This is a genomic window from Komagataeibacter europaeus, assembly GCF_002173515.1.
Taxonomy (GTDB): domain Bacteria; phylum Pseudomonadota; class Alphaproteobacteria; order Acetobacterales; family Acetobacteraceae; genus Komagataeibacter; species Komagataeibacter europaeus.
Genome location: NZ_CP021467.1, coordinates 1,782,908 through 1,805,937, shown reverse-complemented (window position 1 = coordinate 1,805,937; position 23,030 = coordinate 1,782,908). Strand labels below are relative to the sequence as shown.

Genomic DNA, 23,030 nt, shown 5'->3' with positions numbered 1-23,030 from the left:
CCGGACATGGCTGATCTACGCACGAATTTTGCTGGTATCCGTTCACCCAACCCGTTCTGGCTTGCCTCCGCCCCCCCCACGGACAAGGAATACAATGTCCGTCGCGCGTTCGAGGCCGGCTGGGGCGGCGTGGTCTGGAAAACGCTGGGCGAAGACCCGCCGGTGGTCAATGTCAGTTCCCGCTATGGTTCACTGAACTATAATGGCAGCCGGATGATGGGACTGAACAATATCGAACTGATTTCCGACCGTCCGCTTGCCACCAATATTGCCGAAATCAAGTCCGTCAAACGTGATTATCCCGACCGGGCGGTTGTCGTGAGCCTGATGGTGCCCTGCGTGGAGGAAAGCTGGAAGGCCATCCTGCCCATCGTGGAGGAAACCGGCGCGGATGGCATCGAACTGAACTTCGGCTGCCCGCATGGCATGTCCGAACGCAACATGGGTGCGGCCGTGGGGCAGGTGCCCGAATATGTCGAAATGGTCACGCGGTGGTGCAAGCAGAACACCCGCATGCCCGTTATCGTCAAGCTGACCCCCAATATTACCAATATCCTCATGCCCGCGCGCGCCGCCCTGCGGGGTGGGGCGGATGCGGTATCCCTGATCAATACCATCCAGTCGGTCATCGGCGTCGATCTGGACCAGATGGCGCCCATGCCCGTGGTGGACGGACAGGGCACGCATGGCGGTTATTGCGGCCCGGCGGTCAAGCCCATTGCATTGCGCATGATCGGGGATATCGCGCGTGAACCGGACACGGCGGGTCTCCCGATCTCCGGTATCGGTGGGATTGGGTCATGGCGTGATGCTGCTGAATTTCTGGCCATGGGGGCAACCACGCTGCAGGTCTGCACCGCCGCCATGCATTACGGTTTCCGCATTGTCGAGGACATGAAGGATGGTCTTTGCGCATGGATGGACCACAAAGGCTACGCCACGATCAATGATGTAACCGGGCGTGCGGTCAGGCAGTTCGTGCCGTGGAACCAGTTGAACATGAAGTTCAGGACCATCGCCAGCATTGACCAGGACGCCTGTATCAAATGTGGCCTGTGCCATATCGCATGCGAGGATACATCCCATCAGGCAATCACAAAAAGCCGTGTTGATGGGGAACGGCATTACGAAGTGATTGATGAGGAATGTGTCGGTTGCAATCTGTGCGCGCATGTATGCCCCATAGATGACTGCATCACCATGCAGCCTCAGCCTGTCGAAGGCAGGCTGACATGGCCCGAACATCCCGATAATCCGGCACGTGTCACCGTAGGGTCGTAACAGGGGCGCAGGGGTGCCATCCGGCGGGAAAGGAAGCCCCTGACACAGCATGCGGCCACTATCTCGATCCCGCCCTTACCGGAAAGCGGTTGCAGCGTCCGGCGCATCGTATCCGGCCGCGAACAGGATATTCGTTCCCTGTGCCGATGACCTGAACCCAGTGGGAACGTCGTGCCATTGAAGTCCGTTACGGGTCACATAAATGATCATCGCTGGTAATTCGGCGGTCATTCACAAGCAATGGCAGCTGTTTAAAAATACCTAGGATACAGATGTCCATGCGGAACCGGGCAATCCATTTCCGGGTCTGTCCTTATCAAGGGCTTCCATAAGTTCAAATGCATTCCGTGTGGCCGCGCCATAGGTTGTATTGTCATAGATCGTCCAGACATCAATGCCGCGCATGGCAAGTGACGTGACGATTTCTGCATGGGTTTCAATGGTTTCTTTTGTATACGTTGATTCATAGATGCGGGGAGAACCGTGCAGCCGAAAATAGGCAAGGTTACGCCAGCCCCCGGGCTGCGCCGCGGCTGATGGCCGGGCCGGATCGGCCGCAACCCGTGCGATCTGCAGCCTTTCCAGCATATGGTTGACTTCGGGTGTGAACCAGCTGGCATGTCTTGGCTCCACAACGACAGGCCCGGTGATCGCGGCTTTCAAATCATTGAAGAACTGTTCGGCACGCTCACCGGGATAGGAAAAGCTTGGGGGAAGCTGGACCAGTATGGGACCACGTTTGTCACCCAGGCCGCCGGTTTCCTCGGCAAAGCGTTCGACAAGTGCCTGACAGTCAATGAAACGGCGTTCATGTGTGATCGTTTTGGGCAGCTTGACGGAGAAGCGGAACGCGGGCGGCACGCTTGCTGCCCAACGCGCATAGGTCGCGCGCCGGTGCGGTCGATAGAAACTGCTGTTGATCTCGACAGTCGGGATACGTGCGCCATAGCGTTCCAGATGTGTGCCGGCCGTGGGAAACCGGCTGGCCAGTGCGGAGGGAATTGACCAGCCGGCAACACCGACGCGAATGGACATGAATGGTTCCTTGCAAACACATTTTCGATCAGATGGCATTTCTTTTACAGATGCCAGTTGCACGGTGGTTCCGCTTTCCGGTTTTTCTTTGGCGGGATACAGGTTGTGATATTCCGCCCCTTTTACGGTGCCACCGTGAAATCCAGTTCGTAAGTGGACTGATTGACCGAACGCTGCTGCCGTTCGACATGAATGGCCGGATCATGGGGCAGTAATCCGTTGACCAGATAGACCGTATCCGTTCCCATGCCATGATTGGCATAGGTCAGCCGATATGTATCCGGCGCCAGCCTGGTCGCTATATGAAAGCGCAGGCTGATCACACCGCTGCCCGTCCGCAGGGTCGCGACCGATGGAAACGCAGCACCAGCGGTGGTGAGGACAGCCGGGTTGCCGTTAATGGCAACTGACAGTCCCTGCCTGACCCGTGCAACATAAGCCTGCTGTTCCTGTGGTGACAGGATGCCGTCCCCGTTGCCGTCAATCTGATGAATGACACCGGATGCCACATCCACACCGGGCGTAAGCCGCAGGGTCACGGCAATATGCTGCCGTGTGACATCAATGACCGTGGCCTGCAGGTATTCATCCAGCCGGTGCGCATGCGCCGGGCTGCCACCTGCCGCCAGCCCGACCGTTGCGAGCCACAGGAACCTGGCCCGGTTCATGGCATGGTATACCGGTTGCCATAGCTGTCGGTCGGATCGCGATAGACGGTATGCACATGCATGGTCGGGTCATCACCCACGCCCTGTGGTGAAAATTCGATCAGCAGTCGTGGCCCCTGAATACGGTAATAGGACGATCCGTTATGGTCCGGGGCATGCGTGGCGGGGCCACTCCATGCAAACCATGTATTGTCCAGATCGTCCCTGATTTCCTGCAGGCGCGGGGTGGCATAGGCATCGTTTATGATTCCCGCCCATTCCCCGATTACACCCATCAGCAGGTCCTTCTGTGTCGCGGTCAGGGCGGATCCCTTTATCCCTTCGGGAATGAGGGTTTCCCCGTCATGGCCCGGCCCCTGCACCAGGTCCTCCACCCTGTACGAAAGGATGGCCTGCTGGCGCTGTTTTGCATCCAGGGCGTCCAGCAGGGCAAAGGCACGGTCATTTTCGCCCGCCAGGACGCGCACCGTCCTGCCGTCCGCCTGATAGATCGCAGGCTGTGCGCCCGTCAGGGTCGGGGTCATGACGCCATGTTGGCCGTCAATGACAATGTTAAGCCCCAGATGATGGCCACCAAACTGCACCATCCATGGGCTGGTCGTACCCGGAGTGCCGAAAATCGCGATGGTGTAGACGGCCTTGCCTGACGCGAACGGCGTGCCGGCATCCGCCAGCGCCTGATCGCCCCCCATGATGTCCATGACCTTCCGGTAGCCTTTCGGGCTTAACACGGTCTGCAACAGATGGAATGCCGCAGCGCGCTGGGCGGGTGTCAACTGGCCCATCCGTAATCCCGGTCGTGGCACGTCACTGACCGGGAAGTTGGACCACACCGACATGCCATAGCGCTCGCCAATGAAACCGCCGGGCGGTCCCATGCCCGGTCCGCGCGCGGCTGGGGTGCTGGCCTGCGCGTCCGTTACCGGCTGGACGGGCCGGTCGGGGGCGCTGCGCCGGAAACGGGCAGGTATGCCGGATTTTTGTGTAACAAATGGAAACTGTACTTTCGCACGGCTGGTGGCATCAAATGTCGCAAGAAAGGACCGTGCGGCGCTGGCGACGGCCTGTGTCTGGCTGGCGGCCATATCGGTCCCCGCGCCGGGCGAAGCCACGGCAGCCATGGCCGGGACCGTTCCGGCCATGATGGGGTGTGTGGCCAGAAACAGTCCAGCAGCCATCAGGGAAATCTTTCGCATCAGTCCTCTGCTTTTCGCCGTTGCATGGGGTCGCTGTCGTGTGGCCGAACACTGCCCGCCTCCCGTTGCGGGATCAAGGGCTTTCCCTTTTGTGGTTTTCCTGTCCAGAATATGGCCTGTTGTCATGGTGGTATCCGTTTTGCCGGACTGTCCGGCATGACTGCCGCCCTGTTGCAATGACCCGTCAGGAAACCGTCATGTCCCGTCCTGCGCCATATTCGAAATCTTCATGCGGGCTGTCCCGCCTGCTGTCCCTGCTGGTCGCGGGGACAGCCCTTGCGGTGCCGCTTGCGCTGCCGGGAACCGCAGGCGCCCATGCCATGGACTGCGCCGATCTTGCCCACCGCGCCATGCCGGATGCGACCTTCACCACGGTGGAGACCGTGCCCGCCGGAAGCTGGCAGCCACCACAGGACCAGTTGACCCGCATCATGTCGGCGCCGGGCATGAATGTGGCGGGGCACCCGACACAGGCCGCCAATCCCGCATTCTGCCGTGTAGCCATTACGCTGCATCCATCATCTGATTCCCATATCCGCACGGAAGTCTGGCTGCCGCTCAAGGGCTGGAATGGCAAGCTGCTGGGGGTTGGCAATTTCGGCTGGGCCGGTTCGCTCATGTATTACGGCATGGCGACGGGGGTGGCCGAAGGCTATGCCGTAACCAGCACCGATACCGGGCATGACAGTTCCACCCCCGACGGGCAGGGGGGCCGTTTTACGCTGGGTCATCCGGAAAGGATGATTGACTACGCCTATCGTGCCGATCACCTGATGACGGTGACGGCAAAGACGCTGATCCGGAACTTCTATGGTCGGAAGGCAGCGCATGCCTACTGGATCGGCTGCTCGCTGGGTGGGCTTGAGGGACTGATCGAGGCCCGGCGCTACCCTGAGGACTATGACGGGATCGTGGCCGGTGCGCCGCCCAATCCGATCGTGAACTTCAACGCCGAACAGCTATGGGCGGGGTGGATGAGCTACCATAACCCGGCCCTGCGTGTATCACGTGACAAATTCCATCTGCTGAACACGGCGGTCATGAATGCCTGCGCGTCACCGGTTGGCAGGAAACAGGGTTTTCTGGATGAACCGGACAAATGCACCTTCACCCCCGAACAGTTGCAGTGCAAGGGCAGGAACACGGCAGGATGCCTGACTGCGAACGAGGTGCAGGCCGCCAGTAATATCTATCAGGGGCCACTTGACCCGCAGACGCACCAGGTCATTTTCCCCGGCCCGGCAAAGGGGAGCGAGGACGGGTTCGCGGCCGATGGCAAGCCGTTCCCCGTTGCCCTGGACCTGTTCAGATACGCGGCCTTCCAGAACCCGCACTGGGACTGGACAACCCTGAAATGGGACACGGACATTCAGGAAGCCACGCGCAGGGTCGGGCCGCTCCTGCATGTGGATGACAACCTGACACCTTTCTTCCGTCATGGGGGCAGGCTGCTCATGTATATCGGTTGGAACGACGGGCATAATCCCGAACAGCTGGCGGGATATTATCAGGCGGTGCAGCGCAATGCCGGACCTACGGGCACGGATGCGGTGCGGCTGATAACCATTCCGGGGATGGGTCACTGCTATGGCGGTGCAGCGTGTGACACGTTCAGCAAGCTGGGTGCGATTGATAACTGGGTCAGTCACGGACAGGCGCCAGAGCAGATCATTGCCGCACGGGTGGATAATGGACAGGTCGTGCGCACACGGCCACTATGCGCATGGCCAAAGGTCGCGCGTTATGATGGCCATGGCGATATGGATAATGCAGCCAGCTTCAGTTGTGTGTCGCCGAATTGAAAGTAAAAGATTTTGGGTGCCGCCTTATATTTTAAGGCGGCATTCCCTGCACGGTCATGAAGGGCAGGAAAACCGCGGTCATCGCCGCCGCGGGCATCCGGTCGTGACATTATAAAGAATGGCCTCGATAACATGTCGCAGGCCCATGGATCATAATTGACAGAAATCACGCAATGCATTTTTGGTCCATCTTTAAAAAATTCTGAAAATAATAAAAAAGTTTTTGGTGAAGATTTTTTCAAAAAGCTTCAAAAGAACGCCATATTTAAAAAATAGTGCCAAGAACATGTTGTTATTTTTTATCAATGATTTTTCCAGGCAGTTTCCGCTTTCTGGATATGCCGGCTCAGGTCACATGCCGGGACATGATGTCTTCAATAATGTTTTCGACCACATGCGTGGTGCGTGAAAGCTGGCGCGTGCGGTCATGTACGAGCGCCAGCGTAAGGTGCGGCACGTGCGTCCCCACCAGTGGCACAAAGGCCAGGTCCCCCCGCATCACTTCGGACATTACGTCCAGATAGCTCAGGAAACCGATGCCGATCCCGCCCGTGACAAGGGAAATGATCATCTGGACATTATTCGCCCGTGCCGCAACGTCGGGGATAATGCGGCGGGCATCCATAAGTCGCGAGAAGACGACCGAAAGCGCGAGAGGCTGTTCCGGCGCCACCATGGGATAATCCGCGCATTGCGTCAGCCGGACAGCAGCATGCCGCGCCAGCGCATGGTCGGGACGGCAGATGAAACCAAGCGGAAAGGACATGCGCCGCAGGATCGTGAGGTCGCGCATCTCTTCAGGGTCCAGCACAAGGGCAAGATCGCCCTCGCCAGATAGCAGGGCATGATGGATCCGCCGGTTATCGCGGATGTTCAGGTTCAGCACCACGCCGGGATGGTTGTGTTTCATGCGTGTGACCAGTTCAGGCAGGAAGGCGCGCGACAGGGCCTCGGGCGCCAGCAGGTCAACCTGACCGCGACGTATGCCCTTCAGGTCATCAATCTGGCGGCTCAGGTCATCAAGCTCCCTGACCCAGCGCCGCGCGCAGCCATACAGCAGTTCGCCCGCCGCCGTCAGGCGCATGCCCGTGGGCAGGCGTTCGAACAGCGGGGTCTGCAGCTGTTTTTCACCCAGCAGGATGTGCCGGTTGATGGCGGACCCGGCAATGTGCAGTTCCTCGGCCGCCCTGCGGATGGACCGGTGGCGCGCGACAGCCAGGAAATAGACCAGAAAGCGGGAAAAAGGCTGCATGCGTTCTCATTTCGAGAATGGAAAATGATCAATTATGATATATCTGAGAGCACATCGCGTGTGAAATGATCTTTCTGAAAGCCGCCGGGCAGCCCCGGCCCGTTCAGGAGAACCGATCGTGACCACCGCCGCCAGCACCCGCCCCGCCACAACCCACAGCCTGCCCCGCACCATGACGTTTGACGTGGATGACTGGAACATTCTCGCCCGGTGCTGGTATCCCGTAGCGCTTGTGCGTGAACTGGGCGAACAGCCGCTGGGCGTGACCCTGCTGGATGCGCCGCTGGTGGTCTATCGGGCAGGTGCGGATATTGTCATTGCCGATGACCTGTGCCCCCATCGTGGTGTCCCGCTCAGCATGGGAAAGGGCGACGGGCAGACCGTGGCCTGCGCCTATCACGGGTTCCGTTTTGGCGGGCAGGGGAAGTGTGTCAGGGTGCCCGCCCATCCCGACAGCGGGATTCCGTCAAAGCTCAACCTGCGCACCTATCCGGCTGTGGAACGCTATGGCCTGATCTGGACCTGCCTGCGGCCGGAGGGGGATGCGGTCGCCATTCCCCCCATGCCACACTGGAATGACCCGGCCTTCCAGCAGATCAACTGCCCGTGGATCGATATCGCCGGTTTTGCAGGCAGGCAGGTCGAAGGGTTCATTGACGTGGCGCATTTCGCTTTCGTCCATACCGATACCTTTGCCGATCCTGAAAACCCTGTCGTGCCACCGTACAAGACCCGCATCACGCCGGACGGGTTCGAAGCCGAATACCGCAGCAGCGTCGGCAACTACCCCATCGGCAAATCCGATCGCGGGCGACCGGGTTTTGAATGGCTGCGGCATTTCCGGGTGCATGTGCCCTTTACCGCGACGCTGGAAATCCATTTTCCCGATAACGGCCGTCTTGTCATCATGAATGCGGCGTCACCCGTATCGGCCCGCCAGACACGCATGTTCGCACCGATGTGCCGTAACTTCGACAGGGACCTGCCGCTGCAGGATGTGTACGATTTCAACCTGAAAGTGTTCGAGGAAGATCGCGCGCTGGTCGAAGCCCAGAAGCCGGAGAACCTGCCACTGGACCCGACGCTGGAGGCGCACGTGATGGCCGACCGCAGTTCGATCGCCTATCGCCGTGCCCTGCGCACGATGGGGCTGAGCCAGTTCTTTACGGCCTGAAGGAAACATGGCCCATGTCTTCCCTGTTTCCCGTTCTTGTTGATGATGTCGCGCCGGAAGGGGGCGGGTGCGTCCGCCTGCGTCTGGTTGCGCGCGCCGGTGATGACGTCCTGCCTGATTTTGAACCCGGCGCACATGTTGATGTCATGACGCCTTCGGGCCTGATCCGGCAGTATTCCCTGTGCGGATCGGCTGATGATCCCTCCGCCTATGAATTGTGCATCAAGCATGAAGCGGATTCCCGTGGCGGGTCGGAATCGCTATGCACGCAGGTCCGGCAGGGTATGGAACTGCAGATATCCAGTCCCCGTAATGCCTTTCCCCTGCCACGGGCACGACGTTACATTCTTGTCGCAGGCGGAATTGGCGTGACCCCGCTGCTGTCCATGATGGCGCGGTTGCAGCATAACGGCGCGGACTGGCAGCTTTATTATTACGCCCGCGCGCCCGAACACGCGCCGTTTGGGGACATGCTGCGCGCGCCCCCTTATGCAGCGCAGGTCCGCTTCGGTACCAGCCTGAAAGACGGGTATCCCGATGCGCTGGGTACGCCATGTGCCGATACGGCCATCATGCTGTGCGGGCCGGATGGATTCATGAATGCCGTTTATGCCCATGCCGTCGCGGCAGGATGGCGGACGGATCAGATCCATACCGAATATTTCCGGCCCACGGAAACGTCCGATGCCCGGTCGGATCAGCCGTTTGAGGTGGTTCTGGCGCAATCGGGACAGACCGTGGCCGTCCCGGCGGGGCAGAGCATCGCCTCCGCCCTGCTTGCGGCGGGGGTGGACGTGCCGTTGTCATGTGAACAGGGCATGTGCGGGGCCTGTGTCGTGCCGCTGTTGTCCGGTGAAGGGGACCACCGGGACATGGTCCTGACGGAAGACGAACAGGGTAGTCATATTGCCCTGTGCTGTTCACGCAGCCGCAGTCCGTCCCTGACGCTGGATATGTAAGGAATTGTAAAAAATAAAAGTTCCCGGGTGCCGCCTTTTTTCAAAAAAGCTTCACCGGAAACGCCTTCATGATTTGCTGGATGCTTTACGGGCGGGCTTTTCATTCAGCACGATCAGGGACGTTGCCTTGCCTGCCCCGCATGACTGGCTGCATGATCGGTTTTTGACGTTACAGGATCCTTTCGTGCAGCCTTCTCCCACGGTGGCAACCGTTTCCGCCTATACGCCCGCGACCCGTATCCTTGTTTTCAGCGGCCTGATCTTGACCATGGTCATGGCGGCACTTGACCAGAGCATCGTCTCGACCGCGCTGCCCACCATTGTCACCGACCTTGGGGGGCTGGCGCATATGTCGTGGGTGGTTACGGCCTTCATGCTGACCTCCACCATCGCCACGCCCATGTATGGCAAGCTGTCCGACATGTTTGGCAGAAGGCCGTTGCTGGCGTTCAGCATCGGGGCCTTTCTTGCCGCGTCCCTGCTGTGCGGCATGGCGCAGGACATGTGGCAGCTGATCGTGTTCCGCGGGTTGCAGGGCATCGGGGCAGGCGGACTTATGACACTGTCACAGACGGTGATCGGCGACATGGTCACGCCACAGCAGCGCGGGCGTTATCAGGGCCTGTTTACCGGTGCGTTCGCGGTCAGCAGCGTGACCGGCCCCTTTCTGGGGGGCGTGCTGACCAGTGCGCTGTCGTGGCGGTGGGTGTTTCTTGTCAACCTGCCGGTCGGTGGCCTGGCCATGGCGCTGGTCATGCTGGGCCTGCCTGCGGCCCGGACCGAGGCAAGGCCCCGGATTGATTATGCCGGGGCTGCCCTGCTGGGTGTGGCAACGGCGGGTTTCCTGCTGCTGTTCAATTCGGTCGGCACGACGCTTGCGTGGACATCTCCGCTGACATTCGTGCTGCTTGGCGCCAGCGTGGCGTTTTTCGTGCTGTTCATCCGTCAGGAACGGCGCGCGCCTGAACCCCTGGTCAGTCTGGGCCTACTGCGCATTGCCAGTTTTTCCGTCTGTGTCGCGGCCACCGGCATTATGTCTTTCGCGATGATGGGGTCGCTTGTTTTCCTTCCGCTCTATTACCAGCTTGTCCTTGGGCAGACCCCGGAAATATCGGGATTGATGATGCTGCCGCAGGTCGGCACGATGATGGTCAGTTCGGTGGTGGGGGGATACGTCTCATCGCGAACGCAGCGTTACGCGCCGCTGCTTGCGCTGGGTGTCGGTATCGAATTTACGGCGCTGACCCTGATCGCGCTGTGCGCCCATCATGGCGCGCCCGCGCTGTTCTTCCTGCTCAGCCTTGGCGGGCTGGGCGTGGGCATGGGGATCGGCATGCCCAATGCAACGGTCATCATCCAGAATTCCGTGCCACCCGGCATGCTGGGAATCGCCACCGCCATGATGTCCTTCATCCGGTCACTTGGTGGATCCCTTGGCGTGGCGCTGTCGGGTGGCGTCATGGCGCTGACATTGCAGAACCGGCTGCATGCGTTGCCGGAAAAGATTGATGTGACCGCATTTCTGGAAAAGGGCATGGCGGCCGTCCATGGGCTGTCGCCTGAAATGCGCCTGCAGGTAAGGGAGGCCTACAAGACTGCGATCAGCGCCAGCCTGAGTGTCAGCAGCAGCTTCATGTTTCTGGCGTTCCTCATGATTGTCGGGCTTATGGTGCGGAACCGGCGGCCATCCGCCTGACAGAGGGGGCTGCTGATTCCGGCTTGCAGGATGATTGTGCGTGTTTTATTTCCATACGCCTGGATTGAAACGGCAGAGGCACCGCATGGCGCGTCCCAGAACCATCGACCGCGAAAACGTCCTGGACTGTGTCGAACAGCTTGTCCACCGCGAGGGCGTGGCCGCCCTGACGCTGGACGCCGTGGCAAGGGAGGCAGGCATTACCAAGGGCGGCCTGCAGTACTGTTTCGGCAGCAAGGACGACCTGATGACCGCGCTGATCGACCGCTGGCTTGCGGCGTTCGATGCCAGTGTCGCCCGGCATATCGGACCTGATGCCGGTATCATTGACCGCGCCCGCGCCTATGTCCTGACCATCAGCCAGATCGATGATACAACCCAGGCCAGAATGGCCGGCATGCTTGTCACCTTGCTTCAGTCGCCAAAATATTTACAGAAGATACGCGCATGGTACGCAGGATGGTTCAACGGGAGCGACCCTGACTGTCGGGAAGCGCGTCAGGCCCGCACCGCGATATTTGCTGCTGAAGGAGCGTTTTTTCTAAGAAGCCTAGGTTTTCTGGAAATGGATCAGGAATGGTGGAAAACCACCTTTGCCGATTTTCAGCGGCTGATCCTGTCCGACCCCTGCACGCCATAATTCAGGCCCGCAGGATTATTCAAATCCTCCATGACATTTCACACAGGTATGGAAAACATGACCAGGGAAAGTCGCCCGTTAACAAAGACAGCCACATCTTCTGACAACACCGTTTCCGGCACCACTTTTCCCGCTGCTGGCATTCAGTCCGTGAACGGGGGCGGAAAAGGCATGGCTGCGGCCGCAGGGCTGCGGGCGATGGATAACAGCCTGTCCCATGCCATATCTTCTGCCTGTGACTGGCTGATCGGGCAGCAGAAGCCCGATGGCCACTGGGTTGGCCCGGTCGCGTCCAATGCCTCCATGGAGGCGGAATGGTGCCTGGCCCTGTGGTTCCTCGGCCTTGAAGATCACCCGCTGCGCCCCCGTCTGGGCAAGGCCCTGCTGGAAATGCAGCGCGAGGACGGGTCATGGGGCACCTATTATGGCGCCGGGAACGGTGACATCAACGCCACCGTCGAATCCTACGCCGCCCTGCGCTCCCTTGGTTATCCCGCCGATGATCCGGCGATAAGCCGGGCCGCCACATGGATCGCCAGCAAGGGCGGGCTGAAGAACATCCGTGTCTTCACGCGGTACTGGCTGGCCCTGATCGGGGAATGGCCGTGGGAAAAGACGCCAAACCTGCCGCCTGAAGTCATCTGGTTTCCCAACAACTTCGTCTTCTCCATCTACAACTTCGCGCAGTGGGCGCGTGCGACACTGGTGCCGCTGGCCATCCTGTCCGCCCGCAGGCCTGCCCGCCCGCTGCGCCCGCAGGACCGTCTGGACGCCCTGTTTCCGGGGGGGCGTGCGAATTTTGACTACGAACTGCCCGCCAGGGGTGAACGCGACCTGTGGGGCCGGTTCTTCCGCACCACGGACCGGGGCCTGCACTGGCTGCAGTCCAGATTCCTCAAGCGCAATACCCTGCGTGAAGCCGCGATCCGGCACATGCTGGAATGGATCATCCGCCATCAGGATGCCGATGGTGGATGGGGTGGCATCCAGCCGCCATGGGTGTACGGCCTGATGGCGCTGCATGGGGAGGATTACCAGTTCCACCACCCCGTGATGGCCAAGGCGCTGTCCGCCCTGAATGATCCCGGCTGGCGGCATGACCGGGGCGATGCAAGCTGGATCCAGGCCACGAACAGCCCGGTATGGGATACCATGCTGGCGATCATGGCCCTGCATGATGCCGATGGCGAAACCCGGTTCACGCCGGAAATGGAAAAGGCGCTGGGCTGGCTGCTGGACCGTCAGGTGCGTGTAAAGGGTGACTGGTCCATCAAGCTGCCGGACGTGGAACCCGGTGGCTGGGCGTTTGAATACGCCAATGACCGCTATCCCGATACGGATGACACCGCCGTTGCCCTGATCGCCCTTTCGTCGTGCCGCAACCGCGAGGAATGGAAGAAACGGGGAGTGGAGGAAGCCATCAGCCGTGGGGTGAACTGGCTGATCGGCATGCAGAGCGAATGCGGCGGATGGGGCGCGTTCGACAAGGACAATAATCGCAGCATCCTGTCAAAAATTCCGTTCTGTGATTTTGGCGAAGCCCTTGATCCCCCATCCGTAGATGTGACGGCGCATGTTCTGGAAGCCTTTGGCATTCTGGGCCTGCCGCGTCACATGCCCACCATCCAGCGCGCACTGGCCTATATCCGCGCCGAACAGGAACCCGATGGCCCGTGGTTTGGTCGCTGGGGCGTCAATTACCTGTATGGTACGGGCGCGGTCCTGCCCGCCCTGGCCGCCATTGGCGAGGACATGACCCAGCCCTATATCACCAAGGCCTGTGACTGGCTGGTGGCCCACCAGCAGGAAAATGGCGGGTGGGGTGAAAGCTGCGCATCCTATATGGAACTGTCCATGGTCGGGCGGGGGGTGACGACGCCATCGCAGACCGCATGGGCGCTGATGGGCCTGATTGCGGCCAATCGTCCGCAGGATTACGGGGCCATTGCCCGTGGCTGTCGGTACCTGATCGACCTGCAGCAGCCTGATGGAAGCTGGGATGAAAAGGAATTCACCGGCACCGGATTCCCCGGTTACGGGGTCGGGCAGACCATCAAGCTGGATGATCCCGCATTGTCAAAGCGGTTGCAGCAGGGGGCGGAACTTTCACGTGCGTTCATGCTGCGTTATGACCTGTACCGGCAGTTTTTCCCGATCATGGCGCTCAGCCGTGCGTCACGCCTGATGAAACTGGAAAAATAGGTCTTCTGGCGGGTCGGGGCGTGTTCTCGACCTGTGGCCGGATCAGGGAACTGCGTTTTTTCTGGTTAACGGTCCGGGATGCGACCTGCTGAACTTTTCAGGCTGTCTTTGCAATAGCCTGATCCTTGTCGCGTCCCATAGCCATCATCCCGTCAGTCTCGACACGAATACTGCAAATGCTACGACGTATGTGCGTAATTGACTCGTTTACGCTATTGTGACACACATGTGCCACAACTGCATGTGTGTGTCATATGTTACGCGAAGAATATGCTGCCCTGACCCGACAGCGCATTATCGACAGCTTCATTGCCCTGCTTGAAGAACTGGATGATGTGACAGTCCCGACGTCCGCCATTGCAAAGAAGGCGGATGTGTCATTGCGGACTGTCTATCGGTATTTTCCCTCACGCGATGATCTGCTGCGCGCAACGGGTGACTGGCTGAATTCGGAAGTCTTCGGGCTGGTATCCGGTACGAATGAAAAGGAACTGGTGCAGGGCTTCCGTACGGCGGCGGAAAAATTCGACAGCCGTCCCAATCTTGCCCGCATCCTTGCCCTGACCCGTATCGGGCGTTCAATGCGCATCCGGTTCCGTAATGAACTGGCGCTCCGCCGGCGCAAGGCGTTGTGGCGTGACACGCCCGATGTGCCGCCAGCGGCCCGGAGGCGGGCGGAAGCTGTCGTGGCCTGCCTGGATAACGTGCTGTCGTGGCTTACGCTCAAGGAAGAATTCGGCATGAACGGCAAGGATGCGGGCGCAGTCATTAGCTGGGCGATCGAACTTGTCCTGCGTGAAACCCGTGCTGAAGCCAGCCGGCATGATGATACGGGACAGTCATGAACGGGGATCGTCAGTCAGGCCGACCGGACTGGCGGCGTATCGCACTGGGGCTGGGTGTTCCGTTCGTGGCCATTGTTCCTGTCGCCGCGTTTCTGGGGTTCCTGTCATGGACGATTATGGGGATTCCGGTCATCCTGATCTGGATGTTCGCCTGGTTCCCGCTGACATCCCTATGCCTGTGGCTGTGTGAGCAACGATCATGATGGCAGGGATTGTGGCGTGCGTTGTTCTTCTGTCGCTTGGCGCGGCCTGCCTTGCCCGGTCGCGTTCGCAACACCTGTCGGTGGAAACGCTGCTGGTGGCGGACAGGGCGTTGCCCGCGCCCATGCTGTTCATCCTGACAGTGGGGGAAATCTACAGTATCGGGTCGATTGTCGCCTTTCCCGCCGGGCTTTACACCCATGGGATCAGTTATGGATACTGGTTCCTGGGTTATCTTCTGCTGGCATTTCCGGTCGGGTATTTTGTCGGTCCCGCCATATGGGAACGGGCCCGGCGATATGATGCCTGTACGGTGCCCGAAGTCTTTGGCAGGTATTTCGGAAGTGTCGTTTTCGAACGCCTGACGGCATGGGGCTGTATCGCCGCACTGGTGCCATGGGGACAGTTCCAGTTTATCGGGTTGCGGGCGACACTGGGCATGATGGGCCTGCCTGGCGCGCCGGCGGCAGGGCTGGCGGCATGTGCCGTCATTGCCTTTGCATACGTGGCGCTGGGCGGCATGCGTGCATCGACCTATGTCGCGTTTCTCAAGGACAGCCTGATGCTGTTCGGGATTGCGGCTGTCGGTGTGGCGGCGATCTGCGCACAATATGGTGGGACAGGGACATATGTCGCCCATCCTGTCGTGTTCCGGCAGCCTGCCGTGACGGATATGGTCTTTGCCGTCAGCACGATTGTCTATCAGGGTGTCGGGTTCTATTTCCAGCCATCCGTGACACCGTACCTGTTTACGGCGCGTTCGGCGCAGGCGGTGCGCAGGGCCATGGTGTTCATGCCGCTTTACATGCTGATGTATCCCTTTGCGGTGTTTGCAACGTATTTTGCTATCCGTTCATTACCCCCGCTGCGTGATGTAAACGGGGTGTTTTTCCATGTGGCGGGCATGCTGCTGCCCCCATGGGTGGTGGCATTGGTCATGGCGGGCGCGGTACTGGCGGGGTTGCTGGTTCTGGCCGCGACATCACTGAACATTGCGGCGATGATGACACGCAGCATCATGCCCCGTCTGGCGCACGGGCATCCACGCCGGGCGATCAATCTGGGTGTTATCCTGTTTCTGGTCTTGGCGCTGGTGGCGACGGCGCACGCCCCTGCCATCATGCTGACAGCGCTGAACGTCAGTGGTTATGTCGGCATCCAGTTTGCATCGTTATGGTTTGTTGTCCTGCTGGACCGGCCTGTTCCAGCGCGTGTCGCGGGGGGCGGGGTCGTGTGTGGGGCCGTTACTGCGATTGCCCTGTTCGCCAGTGGCCTGTCCGTTGGGGGCATCAATCCGGGTTTTATGGGGCTTCTTGTCAATTGTGCGGTTGTGTTCTGTCCGCTGTGGCGCAGGAAGCGCGTTACATGACGGTGCCCGGAAAGGATGATCGAGTGTGAATATGGATGCGATTATACGGAAGATTCCAAAAATTGATCTTCATTGCCATCTGGCGGGTGCGGTGCGGGCCACGACGGTCATGTCCCTGGCGGCAAGGAACGGTGTCACACTGCCCACCACCGATCCGGATGCATTTTACCGTTTCGTGGATTTCTATGATTTCCTGTCCCGGCTTGAGATCATTGGAAAATGCATTGTCACGCGTGATGATTTCGCGCGCGTAGCCTATGAAGCGATGGAGGACGGATACCGTCAGGGCAACCTGCGTTATGCCGAGTTTTTTTTCAGCCCCGATTATCATTATCCCCATGGGGTCAGGTACACGACAATGGTGGATGGGCTGATTGATGGCCTGCGGGCGGCGCAAGCGGAACTGGGTGTGGTTGGGCGACTGATCCCGGCCATCAACCGCGAACTGGGGCCGGATGCTGCGATGGCCATGGTCCGGGAAGTCGTGGCCAATCCACGCGCGGAGGTCATCGGCATCGGAATGGACTGCGCGGAATGCAAGGGACCGCCAGAACTGTTCCGTGATGCCTATGCACTGGCGCGCGCGTCCGGACTGCGCTGCACGGCCCATGCGTGCGAAGATAACCAGACATTGCAACAGGCTCCTCCCCGGAACGTCATGACGTGCCTTGACGTGCTGGGCTGTGACCGGATCGACCATGGCTATAACCTGCTGGCCGATCCCGAACTGGTCTGTCGCTGCCGTGAACGTGGCGTGGCCTTTACGGTCTGTCCGCAGACCTGTGTGCCTGAACGTCTGGAACAGCGCTGGATGTCCCTGAAGGGCATGGCCCGGGCGGGCCTGTCCATGGTTCCCTGCACCGATGATCCTGCCATGTTCGCGACGGATATCGGGACAGCGTACGTTACGATGGCCCGTGTCCTGTCACTGGACGTGCATGCGGTGGCGGACCTGTCGTTGCAAACGATTGATGCGACGTGGCTGTCGGATACGGAAAAAGACGCCATGCGGGACGATTTCAGGCGGCAGATCAGATCACTGACCGGATCACGCGATGACTGAGAGGCTGTTTTCAAACAGCTTCCGGGTGAACGTTGCGCTGGATTGATGGGGTCCTAAAAGGCTGCGGTAAAGCGCCCCCCATAGGTTGCGGGCGCAGTCAGGATGTCCATTCCATCGGTCAGTGCATAATCCACGACGCGGTTGTTGAAGGCATTGTTGGCAAAGACCACAAGCTGGTTCTTTTTCCATGCCATGCCCAGTGTCAGGTCCAGGCGGTCAAGCGAATGCCACGGGACATTGGTGATATCCAGCACGCCACCTGCCTCATGATGCCAGTTGGCATTGAATAGCAGGTTATAGGTGGGCGTGATGGGATACGCCATTTCGGATCGTATGTTTGTTGTCCATGTCCGTGTATCGGGCAGGGACTGCCCGGCAACGTAACTGCTATATGACTGTCCGCCAGCCATGCGGGCATGCAGCCAGCCAACATTGCCCGACAGTGACCACCATCGGGTCAGCATAAGCTGTGCCGACAGTTCCGCGCCGTATGTCCGCGCACTGCCGACATTGGCAAGGTAATAGAAACTGAATGCGGCCGGGGCGCGTGGATCGGCTTCATCCAGCAACAGGTGTTTCTGTGTCATGTAAAACAGGCTGGCATTGACGCCCAGACGGCCGCCAAGCCATTGCGTGCGTCCGCCCAGTTCGTAATTGGTTGCCGTTTCTTCCCCATACGGTATCAGGGAAGGTGTCGTCGTAGTCGTGCTGAAACCGCCCGCGCGGAAGCCGTTGCTGTACAGGGCATAAAGGTTGACGTTGTGGAACGGGTGGTAATTCAGTTCGGCGCTGGGGCTCCAGTTGCCATAGGCTGCCGTGTCATTTAGCGACATGTCCGGGTAGACATCCCCGAACAGGGCGGCAATGGCCCGACCGCTGGCATTCACGGGATTATTGTACTGGTTGTAGGACAGCGTTTTCCGGTCATGTGTATAGCGTGCCGTCGCCGTCAGGCTGAGGGACGGGGTAATATGGAATGTGGAAGAAACAAACCCGGACCATGACTGTATCCCGATACCCGATCCGGGCCCCGGGGCATATTCGCTGATCGTCTGCAGGCCGGTATTGGGAAAGCCGCCACCGGGAATGGCGGAACATGTCGGGTCACCCTGTAATGCATCACAGGCAATGTTGCCCCACATGCCCTGCAGCAGGCTCAGGTCGATTTTTGTATTGTATATCTGTTGAAATGAGAAATATTCGTGAAAATAGGATGCCCCCGCCATAAAGGTCAGGCGGCGGTTCCGGGGCGATGACCACAGCAGTTCGGTATAGTAATTGCGTGTATTTTCGTGGCGGACAAACTGGTTCTGTAACGTAAGGGGATAGGATGATACCGACAGGTCCGTCCGGTCCCCGTCCTCCACGGAATCAAGATGATAATCCCGATAGGCGGATAGCCACTGGAACGTGCCCCAGCGTGACCTGTATGTCAGATCCTGTGACAGGTAGAGCTGGTGATTGTGGGAACGGTCGGGGGTGTCACGGTACACCACGCCCGGTGTCTCTGCCGCGCCGCTCTGGATCAGGTTGGCGACACCATTGGGTGCGTAACCGGCCAGGGACGGCCCGTGAACATCACCATATTCCGCCATCCATGTCAGGGACAGGTTATCATTGGGTGTCCATTTCGCCCCCAGCCGCAGGCCCTGCTGGCGATAGCGGTCTTCATATTCATGTAATGTGGCGTTGTAGAGCGCACCCCGTGGCTGGCCGATGTACCACCCTGTCAGGCGCAGTGCAAAATGACGCGACAGCGGCACATTGATTGCGCCCTGCAATTCACCCCGGCCATAATTGCCGTAGGATCCGGTCAGGTATCCCCCGGTTTTCTGTTCCGGCGTCGCGTATACCATGTTGACCGCCCCGCCCACGGCGTCACGTCCGTACAGGCCCGTCTGCGGGCCGGGATTGACCTCGACCCGTGCGACATCCACCTGCGGGCCGAGATTGGTGCGCAGGCCGCCATCGTAAATGCCATTGCGGTACATGCCGAAATTGGGATCAGCATTGTTATCCACCTGCCGGATGCCACGGATATTGATGTATGTATTGATATTCTGCGGGTCAGTCGGCACCACGGCGTTCGGCACCATGTTCATGATGCTTTTCATATCAAGAATATCAAAATTATGCAGCGTCTGGCCGCTTATGGCAGTCGCGGGGGCCGGTACGTCAGACAGGCGCTGCGTGGTGCGCCGGGCCGTGACTTCCATCTGTTCGGCCTGTGGCGTGCCATGTTCCAGATGGGCGACGGGAAGTTTCCGGTTCTTTTTGTGGGGCGACTGGGCTGTGGCTCTGGCAGGACATAATACGGAATGTAACGTAATAAAAAAAAGCAAATATGCAGGCCATGGGATCCTGCGGGCCTGTCGTTCCCTGTAATCAGGAAAGGAATATGCAGGTATCATTCTTTAACAGGCATCCGGATGATGTCAGCGTCCATGCAGGCGATGGCGGATCAGGGTATGCGCGCGCCGTCCAATAGGGAAACGGAAAATGATAGCCGTCGCGATCAGTTGGGGAATGCTGCACAGAACAGTGTAGCATGACAGCAGGCCGGTCAGTGGCAGGCCATGGTTCACCCGTCCGGCATGATAATGGACCCAGCCAAGGGTGATGAACCCCGCGCCACCGCCTATGGCAAGGGTGGTCTTGGTGATGAGTGTATTGAGGGCATAAATGATACCGGACTTGTTGGTCCATGTTTTCCAGATATCATAGTCCACGACATCCCCCAGTATGGCGGCGGGCGCGAAATTCGTGGGGGCGGACAAGGCCCCGCCCAGGGCCGTCAACAGCAGGATGACGGGCAGGTTCTGCATGCCTGGCGTCAGCAGTAACGCAAGGGGACGGGTTGCCGCGGTCAGAACGATGCTGATGGCCCATATGCCATGGCGTTCCAGCCTGCGTTCCGATCGTGCCCATAACGGGATGGCGACAATGGTGGACAGGAAAAACACGATCATTATGAACGGAAATGCGCTGCCGACTCGCAGGTAGTCATTCAGGAACAGGTATGTCGTGGACAGCCATATGCCCTGTCCCGTGGCCCATAGGCCGACGGCGAGGAAATAAAGGGCGAGGGGACGGTTCCGTTTCAGGGAATGCACCAGGTCGCGCCATGTTGGCGCGGTGGCGCGTCCGGGTGGTCCACCGGGAATGAAATGCATGATGCACAGCGCGGCAGGCACCATAAGCGCCATATATAACCAGACAATGATGGACAGTGTCTTCTGCGTGAAACCCGTCGTGCCATAGACCCGGAACAGGATGACGGGAACCAGCCAGAAAATCAGGCTGCCCGCAACAGTAGACAGGCCAACTGCCGCGTTGATGCGTGTGCGCATGGATGGACGTGAACCAAGTTCCGCACTCCATGCGTTACGGGGAATTTCAAACAGGGAATATCCCAGATACAGCACGAAGGCCCATGTCCCGTAATACAGGACCGTCGTGTGCGCGGATGGCTGGAACAGGAAATACAGGGCGATGCAGCAGATGATGGCGCTGGCCACGCCCCATATGCCCCGACCACCCCGCCGGTTATCAAGGCTGTCGGACATGAAACCGATGGCCGGGTCCATCAGCGCATCAATGACCCTGCATAAGGATGTAACCGTACCGATCTGCACAAGGGTGACAGCCGTATGGCTGGCATAGAAGGCCGGAATGAAAATGTTCATCGGCAAAATGATGAAGGCCCCCGGCAGCGCCGGAAAGGCGAAAAGCCAGATCTGTGATCGGGTCAGTTCCGGTCGCGCGGCAGGGGTCTTGGGAGGAGCTGAAACCATGGCAGCCAGATCCTTCCCCTTCAATCGGTCCAACTTTCACAGGAATGATATGCGTGTGGGACGCGAAAAGTATCATCTATCCCGGATACAGGAAAGAGACGGACTGTTTCAGGGTTCCGCCCCAAGGATCTTGGGCAGGTCACCTTTGATAAAAGCATCCAGAATGCCGTTCAGGAACGCGACGATGCTTTCACGTGGATCGCTGGCGTTCGCGAATGGTCCCTCGCTGTCATTGGCAACAAACAGGTTCGACAGGCCGCATAGCATGGCGTACATCCCATAGCCGATCTGTACCTTGCTTCCCAGTACCGCCATGTCGTTGGGGCCGAAATCATCGCTGATGGTAAAGACCTTGTAGCCGTATATAAGTTCCATGAGGTCCTCGAACGCAGCGCCCGCCGTCAGACGGTACCGGGGATAGGTATAGGCGTCGGGTATATAGCCAAACATCAGACGGTAGAGCTGCGGATGGCTGCGCGCGAAGTCAACGAAATAGAAAACAGTCCGCTTCAGCGCTTCCGTCCTGTTTGCGGACGTGCGGCTGATATGGGCTGCCTGATCCCGGAAAACCTCGAAATAATCCGCGGCAATTTCCAGCAGGAGATTGTTCAGGCTGCCGTAATGGTTATAGAAATTCGCTGGCGCCACCTTGACTTCCCGCGCAAGACGACGCACCGACAGATCTTCCAGCCGTTCGGTTTTCAGTATTCTGACGGTGGCGATCCGCAAATCTTCGGCGACGTTTCCTTTATGGTAGGCTCTCGAAATGGGAAGTCATCCTTGTGGGCGTGAGCGGATCTGGCGAATCAATCCATATGAACGGGGCAGGCGGTCACCGGTCGACATGACCGGGACAGGACCAGGGGGCTTATGACTGCAGAAATATGGCAGTAAAAAGGTATATCTGGAATACAAAATTTCATCTGATTGAATTCCCCGGTTGATTCATTCCTTAATTTATTACAGCCATGGCCCGTAATGCCAATTTTTTAGGTCAGCCCTGCTGGGAAACCGGGGAATGGCTTCTGCCCGGGCCTTATGCTTCCTGCCCTGCCGGTCGGGTCAGGGCTTCATGCAATTCGTTGTGAATGAAGGCATCCACAATATCCTCGATCATTTGCTGCTGTTCCAGACCCTGTTCCCTGCCAAACGGCAACCGGCCATCCGACAGCATCATCGCCAGTCCATGACCCATTGCACACAGGCCGTATCCGATCCGCGCACGCTTCCGGGTGCCTTCAATGTCATGAAGGTGGAGCATCTCCCGGCCATAGATAATCTCCAGCAATACCGCGAATGCCTGTATCGCGGCGTGATGGTAGATCTTGTGGGAAATGGCGTTGGGCACGAAGCCGAACATGATCCGGAATATCTGCGGATGGCGCTGAGCAAAGCTGGCATATTCCACCAGCGCAGCCTTCAGCGCATCCGCACGCGTGACGGTATTGCGCTGGAAATAGCGTAGCTGTCGGGTGCATTGCACGAATGAATCAGCGGCGATCCGCAACAGCAGGTCGTGAATGCTGCTGAAGTGGTTGTAGAAATTGGCGGGTGTCACGCCAATTTCCCGCGTCAGGCGCCGCACCGAAACGCTTTCCGCCGTTTCCTGATCCAGCAGGTTCCGGGCCGTGCGCAGCAGGTCTTCCGCGACATGTCCCTTGTGATAGTTGCCGTTGCGCATGACGGGCCGGGTGGTTTTCATGACCATTCTTTTTGCATGCCGCTCCATACGGGAAAATGGACAGGCCGCATCAGGCCTGTCCGGTCGGCATTCATGCTGGCATCTGTGGATATCTGGTGTTGATGGCAATGAACAGTGTTCATATAAATTCCTGTCTGCGGGGCATCCGGCG

The 23,030-nt window shown here is 59.0% G+C and carries 19 protein-coding genes; 11 read left to right on the top strand and 8 right to left on the bottom strand.

Going from position 1 to position 23,030, the window contains the following annotated elements; genetic code table 11:
• Window positions 1-6 precede the first annotated feature (6 nt).
• Window positions 7-1,281 carry an NAD-dependent dihydropyrimidine dehydrogenase subunit PreA gene (gene preA, locus S101446_RS08300; protein ID WP_087608101.1) on the top strand — a complete coding sequence of 425 codons (1,275 nt, stop codon included), beginning with the start codon at window positions 7-9 and terminating at the stop codon, window positions 1,279-1,281.
• Between the two features lie 261 nt (window positions 1,282-1,542).
• Here preA and S101446_RS08295 read toward each other — a convergent pair whose 3' ends face one another.
• From S101446_RS08295 to S101446_RS08285, 3 genes are all read right to left on the bottom strand, one after another.
• Window positions 1,543-2,316, bottom strand: a complete 774-nt coding sequence (locus S101446_RS08295; RefSeq protein ID WP_087608100.1) for a DUF72 domain-containing protein — start codon at window positions 2,314-2,316, stop codon at window positions 1,543-1,545.
• 122 nt (window positions 2,317-2,438) lie between these two features.
• Window positions 2,439-2,984 carry a hypothetical protein gene (locus S101446_RS08290; protein WP_010510771.1) on the bottom strand — a complete coding sequence of 182 codons (546 nt, stop codon included), beginning with the start codon at window positions 2,982-2,984 and terminating at the stop codon, window positions 2,439-2,441.
• Entirely contained in the window at window positions 2,981-4,180 is a 1,200-nt protein-coding gene (locus tag S101446_RS08285; RefSeq protein WP_087608099.1) for a DUF3500 domain-containing protein, read from the bottom strand. Before S101446_RS08285 ends, S101446_RS08290 begins: the two co-directional genes overlap by 4 nt.
• Before the next feature lie 197 nt (window positions 4,181-4,377).
• Here S101446_RS08285 and S101446_RS08280 point away from each other — a divergent pair, with 197 nt between their 5' ends.
• Window positions 4,378-5,982, top strand: a complete 1,605-nt coding sequence (locus S101446_RS08280; protein ID WP_244184118.1) for a tannase/feruloyl esterase family alpha/beta hydrolase — start codon at window positions 4,378-4,380, stop codon at window positions 5,980-5,982.
• Between the two features lie 346 nt (window positions 5,983-6,328).
• Here S101446_RS08280 and S101446_RS08275 read toward each other — a convergent pair whose 3' ends face one another.
• Window positions 6,329-7,234 carry a LysR family transcriptional regulator gene (locus tag S101446_RS08275; RefSeq protein WP_087608097.1) on the bottom strand — a complete coding sequence of 302 codons (906 nt, stop codon included), beginning with the start codon at window positions 7,232-7,234 and terminating at the stop codon, window positions 6,329-6,331.
• Between the two features lie 172 nt (window positions 7,235-7,406).
• Between S101446_RS08275 and S101446_RS08270 the strand changes: the two genes are divergently transcribed.
• The 9 genes from S101446_RS08270 (at window position 7,407) to add (ending at window position 17,383) form a co-directional block, all read left to right on the top strand.
• Window positions 7,407-8,408, top strand: a complete 1,002-nt coding sequence (locus S101446_RS08270; RefSeq protein ID WP_182356322.1) for an aromatic ring-hydroxylating dioxygenase subunit alpha — start codon at window positions 7,407-7,409, stop codon at window positions 8,406-8,408.
• 14 nt (window positions 8,409-8,422) lie between these two features.
• Window positions 8,423-9,367, top strand: a complete 945-nt coding sequence (locus tag S101446_RS08265; RefSeq protein WP_087608096.1) for a PDR/VanB family oxidoreductase — start codon at window positions 8,423-8,425, stop codon at window positions 9,365-9,367.
• Between the two features lie 184 nt (window positions 9,368-9,551).
• Window positions 9,552-11,063 carry an MDR family MFS transporter gene (locus S101446_RS08260; protein ID WP_208620491.1) on the top strand — a complete coding sequence of 504 codons (1,512 nt, stop codon included), beginning with the start codon at window positions 9,552-9,554 and terminating at the stop codon, window positions 11,061-11,063.
• A gap of 85 nt (window positions 11,064-11,148) precedes the next feature.
• Window positions 11,149-11,703 carry a TetR/AcrR family transcriptional regulator gene (locus S101446_RS08255; protein ID WP_010510784.1) on the top strand — a complete coding sequence of 185 codons (555 nt, stop codon included), beginning with the start codon at window positions 11,149-11,151 and terminating at the stop codon, window positions 11,701-11,703.
• 171 nt (window positions 11,704-11,874) lie between these two features.
• Window positions 11,875-13,905: a squalene--hopene cyclase gene (shc, locus tag S101446_RS08250; protein WP_010510786.1), complete on the top strand. Its 2,031-nt coding sequence runs from the start codon at window positions 11,875-11,877 to the stop codon at window positions 13,903-13,905.
• A 254-nt stretch (window positions 13,906-14,159) separates the two neighbouring features.
• Window positions 14,160-14,750, top strand: coding sequence for a TetR/AcrR family transcriptional regulator (locus tag S101446_RS08245; protein WP_087608094.1), 591 nt, complete (start codon window positions 14,160-14,162; stop codon window positions 14,748-14,750).
• The gene (locus S101446_RS08240) at window positions 14,747-14,953 is read left to right on the top strand and encodes a hypothetical protein (protein WP_087608093.1); all 207 of its coding nucleotides are present in this window, start codon (window positions 14,747-14,749) and stop codon (window positions 14,951-14,953) included. The genes S101446_RS08245 and S101446_RS08240 overlap by 4 nt, the downstream gene beginning before the upstream one ends.
• On the top strand, window positions 14,950-16,320 hold the full coding sequence (locus S101446_RS08235) for a sodium:solute symporter family protein (protein WP_087608092.1): 1,371 nt from the start codon (window positions 14,950-14,952) through the stop codon (window positions 16,318-16,320). The genes S101446_RS08240 and S101446_RS08235 overlap by 4 nt, the downstream gene beginning before the upstream one ends.
• Before the next feature lie 31 nt (window positions 16,321-16,351).
• Complete coding sequence (gene add, locus S101446_RS08230; RefSeq protein WP_087608091.1) at window positions 16,352-17,383, top strand: adenosine deaminase; 1,032 nt, start codon at window positions 16,352-16,354, stop codon at window positions 17,381-17,383.
• Between the two features lie 53 nt (window positions 17,384-17,436).
• Here the strand turns inward: add and S101446_RS08225 are convergent, their stop codons facing one another.
• From S101446_RS08225 to S101446_RS08210, 4 genes are all read right to left on the bottom strand, one after another.
• The gene (locus S101446_RS08225; protein ID WP_087608090.1) at window positions 17,437-19,599 is read right to left on the bottom strand and encodes a TonB-dependent receptor; all 2,163 of its coding nucleotides are present in this window, start codon (window positions 19,597-19,599) and stop codon (window positions 17,437-17,439) included.
• Between the two features lie 219 nt (window positions 19,600-19,818).
• On the bottom strand, window positions 19,819-21,177 hold the full coding sequence (locus S101446_RS08220) for an MFS transporter (RefSeq protein ID WP_087608089.1): 1,359 nt from the start codon (window positions 21,175-21,177) through the stop codon (window positions 19,819-19,821).
• A 108-nt stretch (window positions 21,178-21,285) separates the two neighbouring features.
• Window positions 21,286-21,906, bottom strand: coding sequence for a TetR/AcrR family transcriptional regulator (locus tag S101446_RS08215; protein ID WP_048849412.1), 621 nt, complete (start codon window positions 21,904-21,906; stop codon window positions 21,286-21,288).
• A 307-nt stretch (window positions 21,907-22,213) separates the two neighbouring features.
• Window positions 22,214-22,879 (bottom strand): TetR/AcrR family transcriptional regulator, encoded by a 666-nt coding sequence (locus S101446_RS08210; RefSeq protein ID WP_231290062.1) that lies wholly within the window; start codon window positions 22,877-22,879, stop codon window positions 22,214-22,216.
• Window positions 22,880-23,030: the final 151 nt, after the last annotated feature.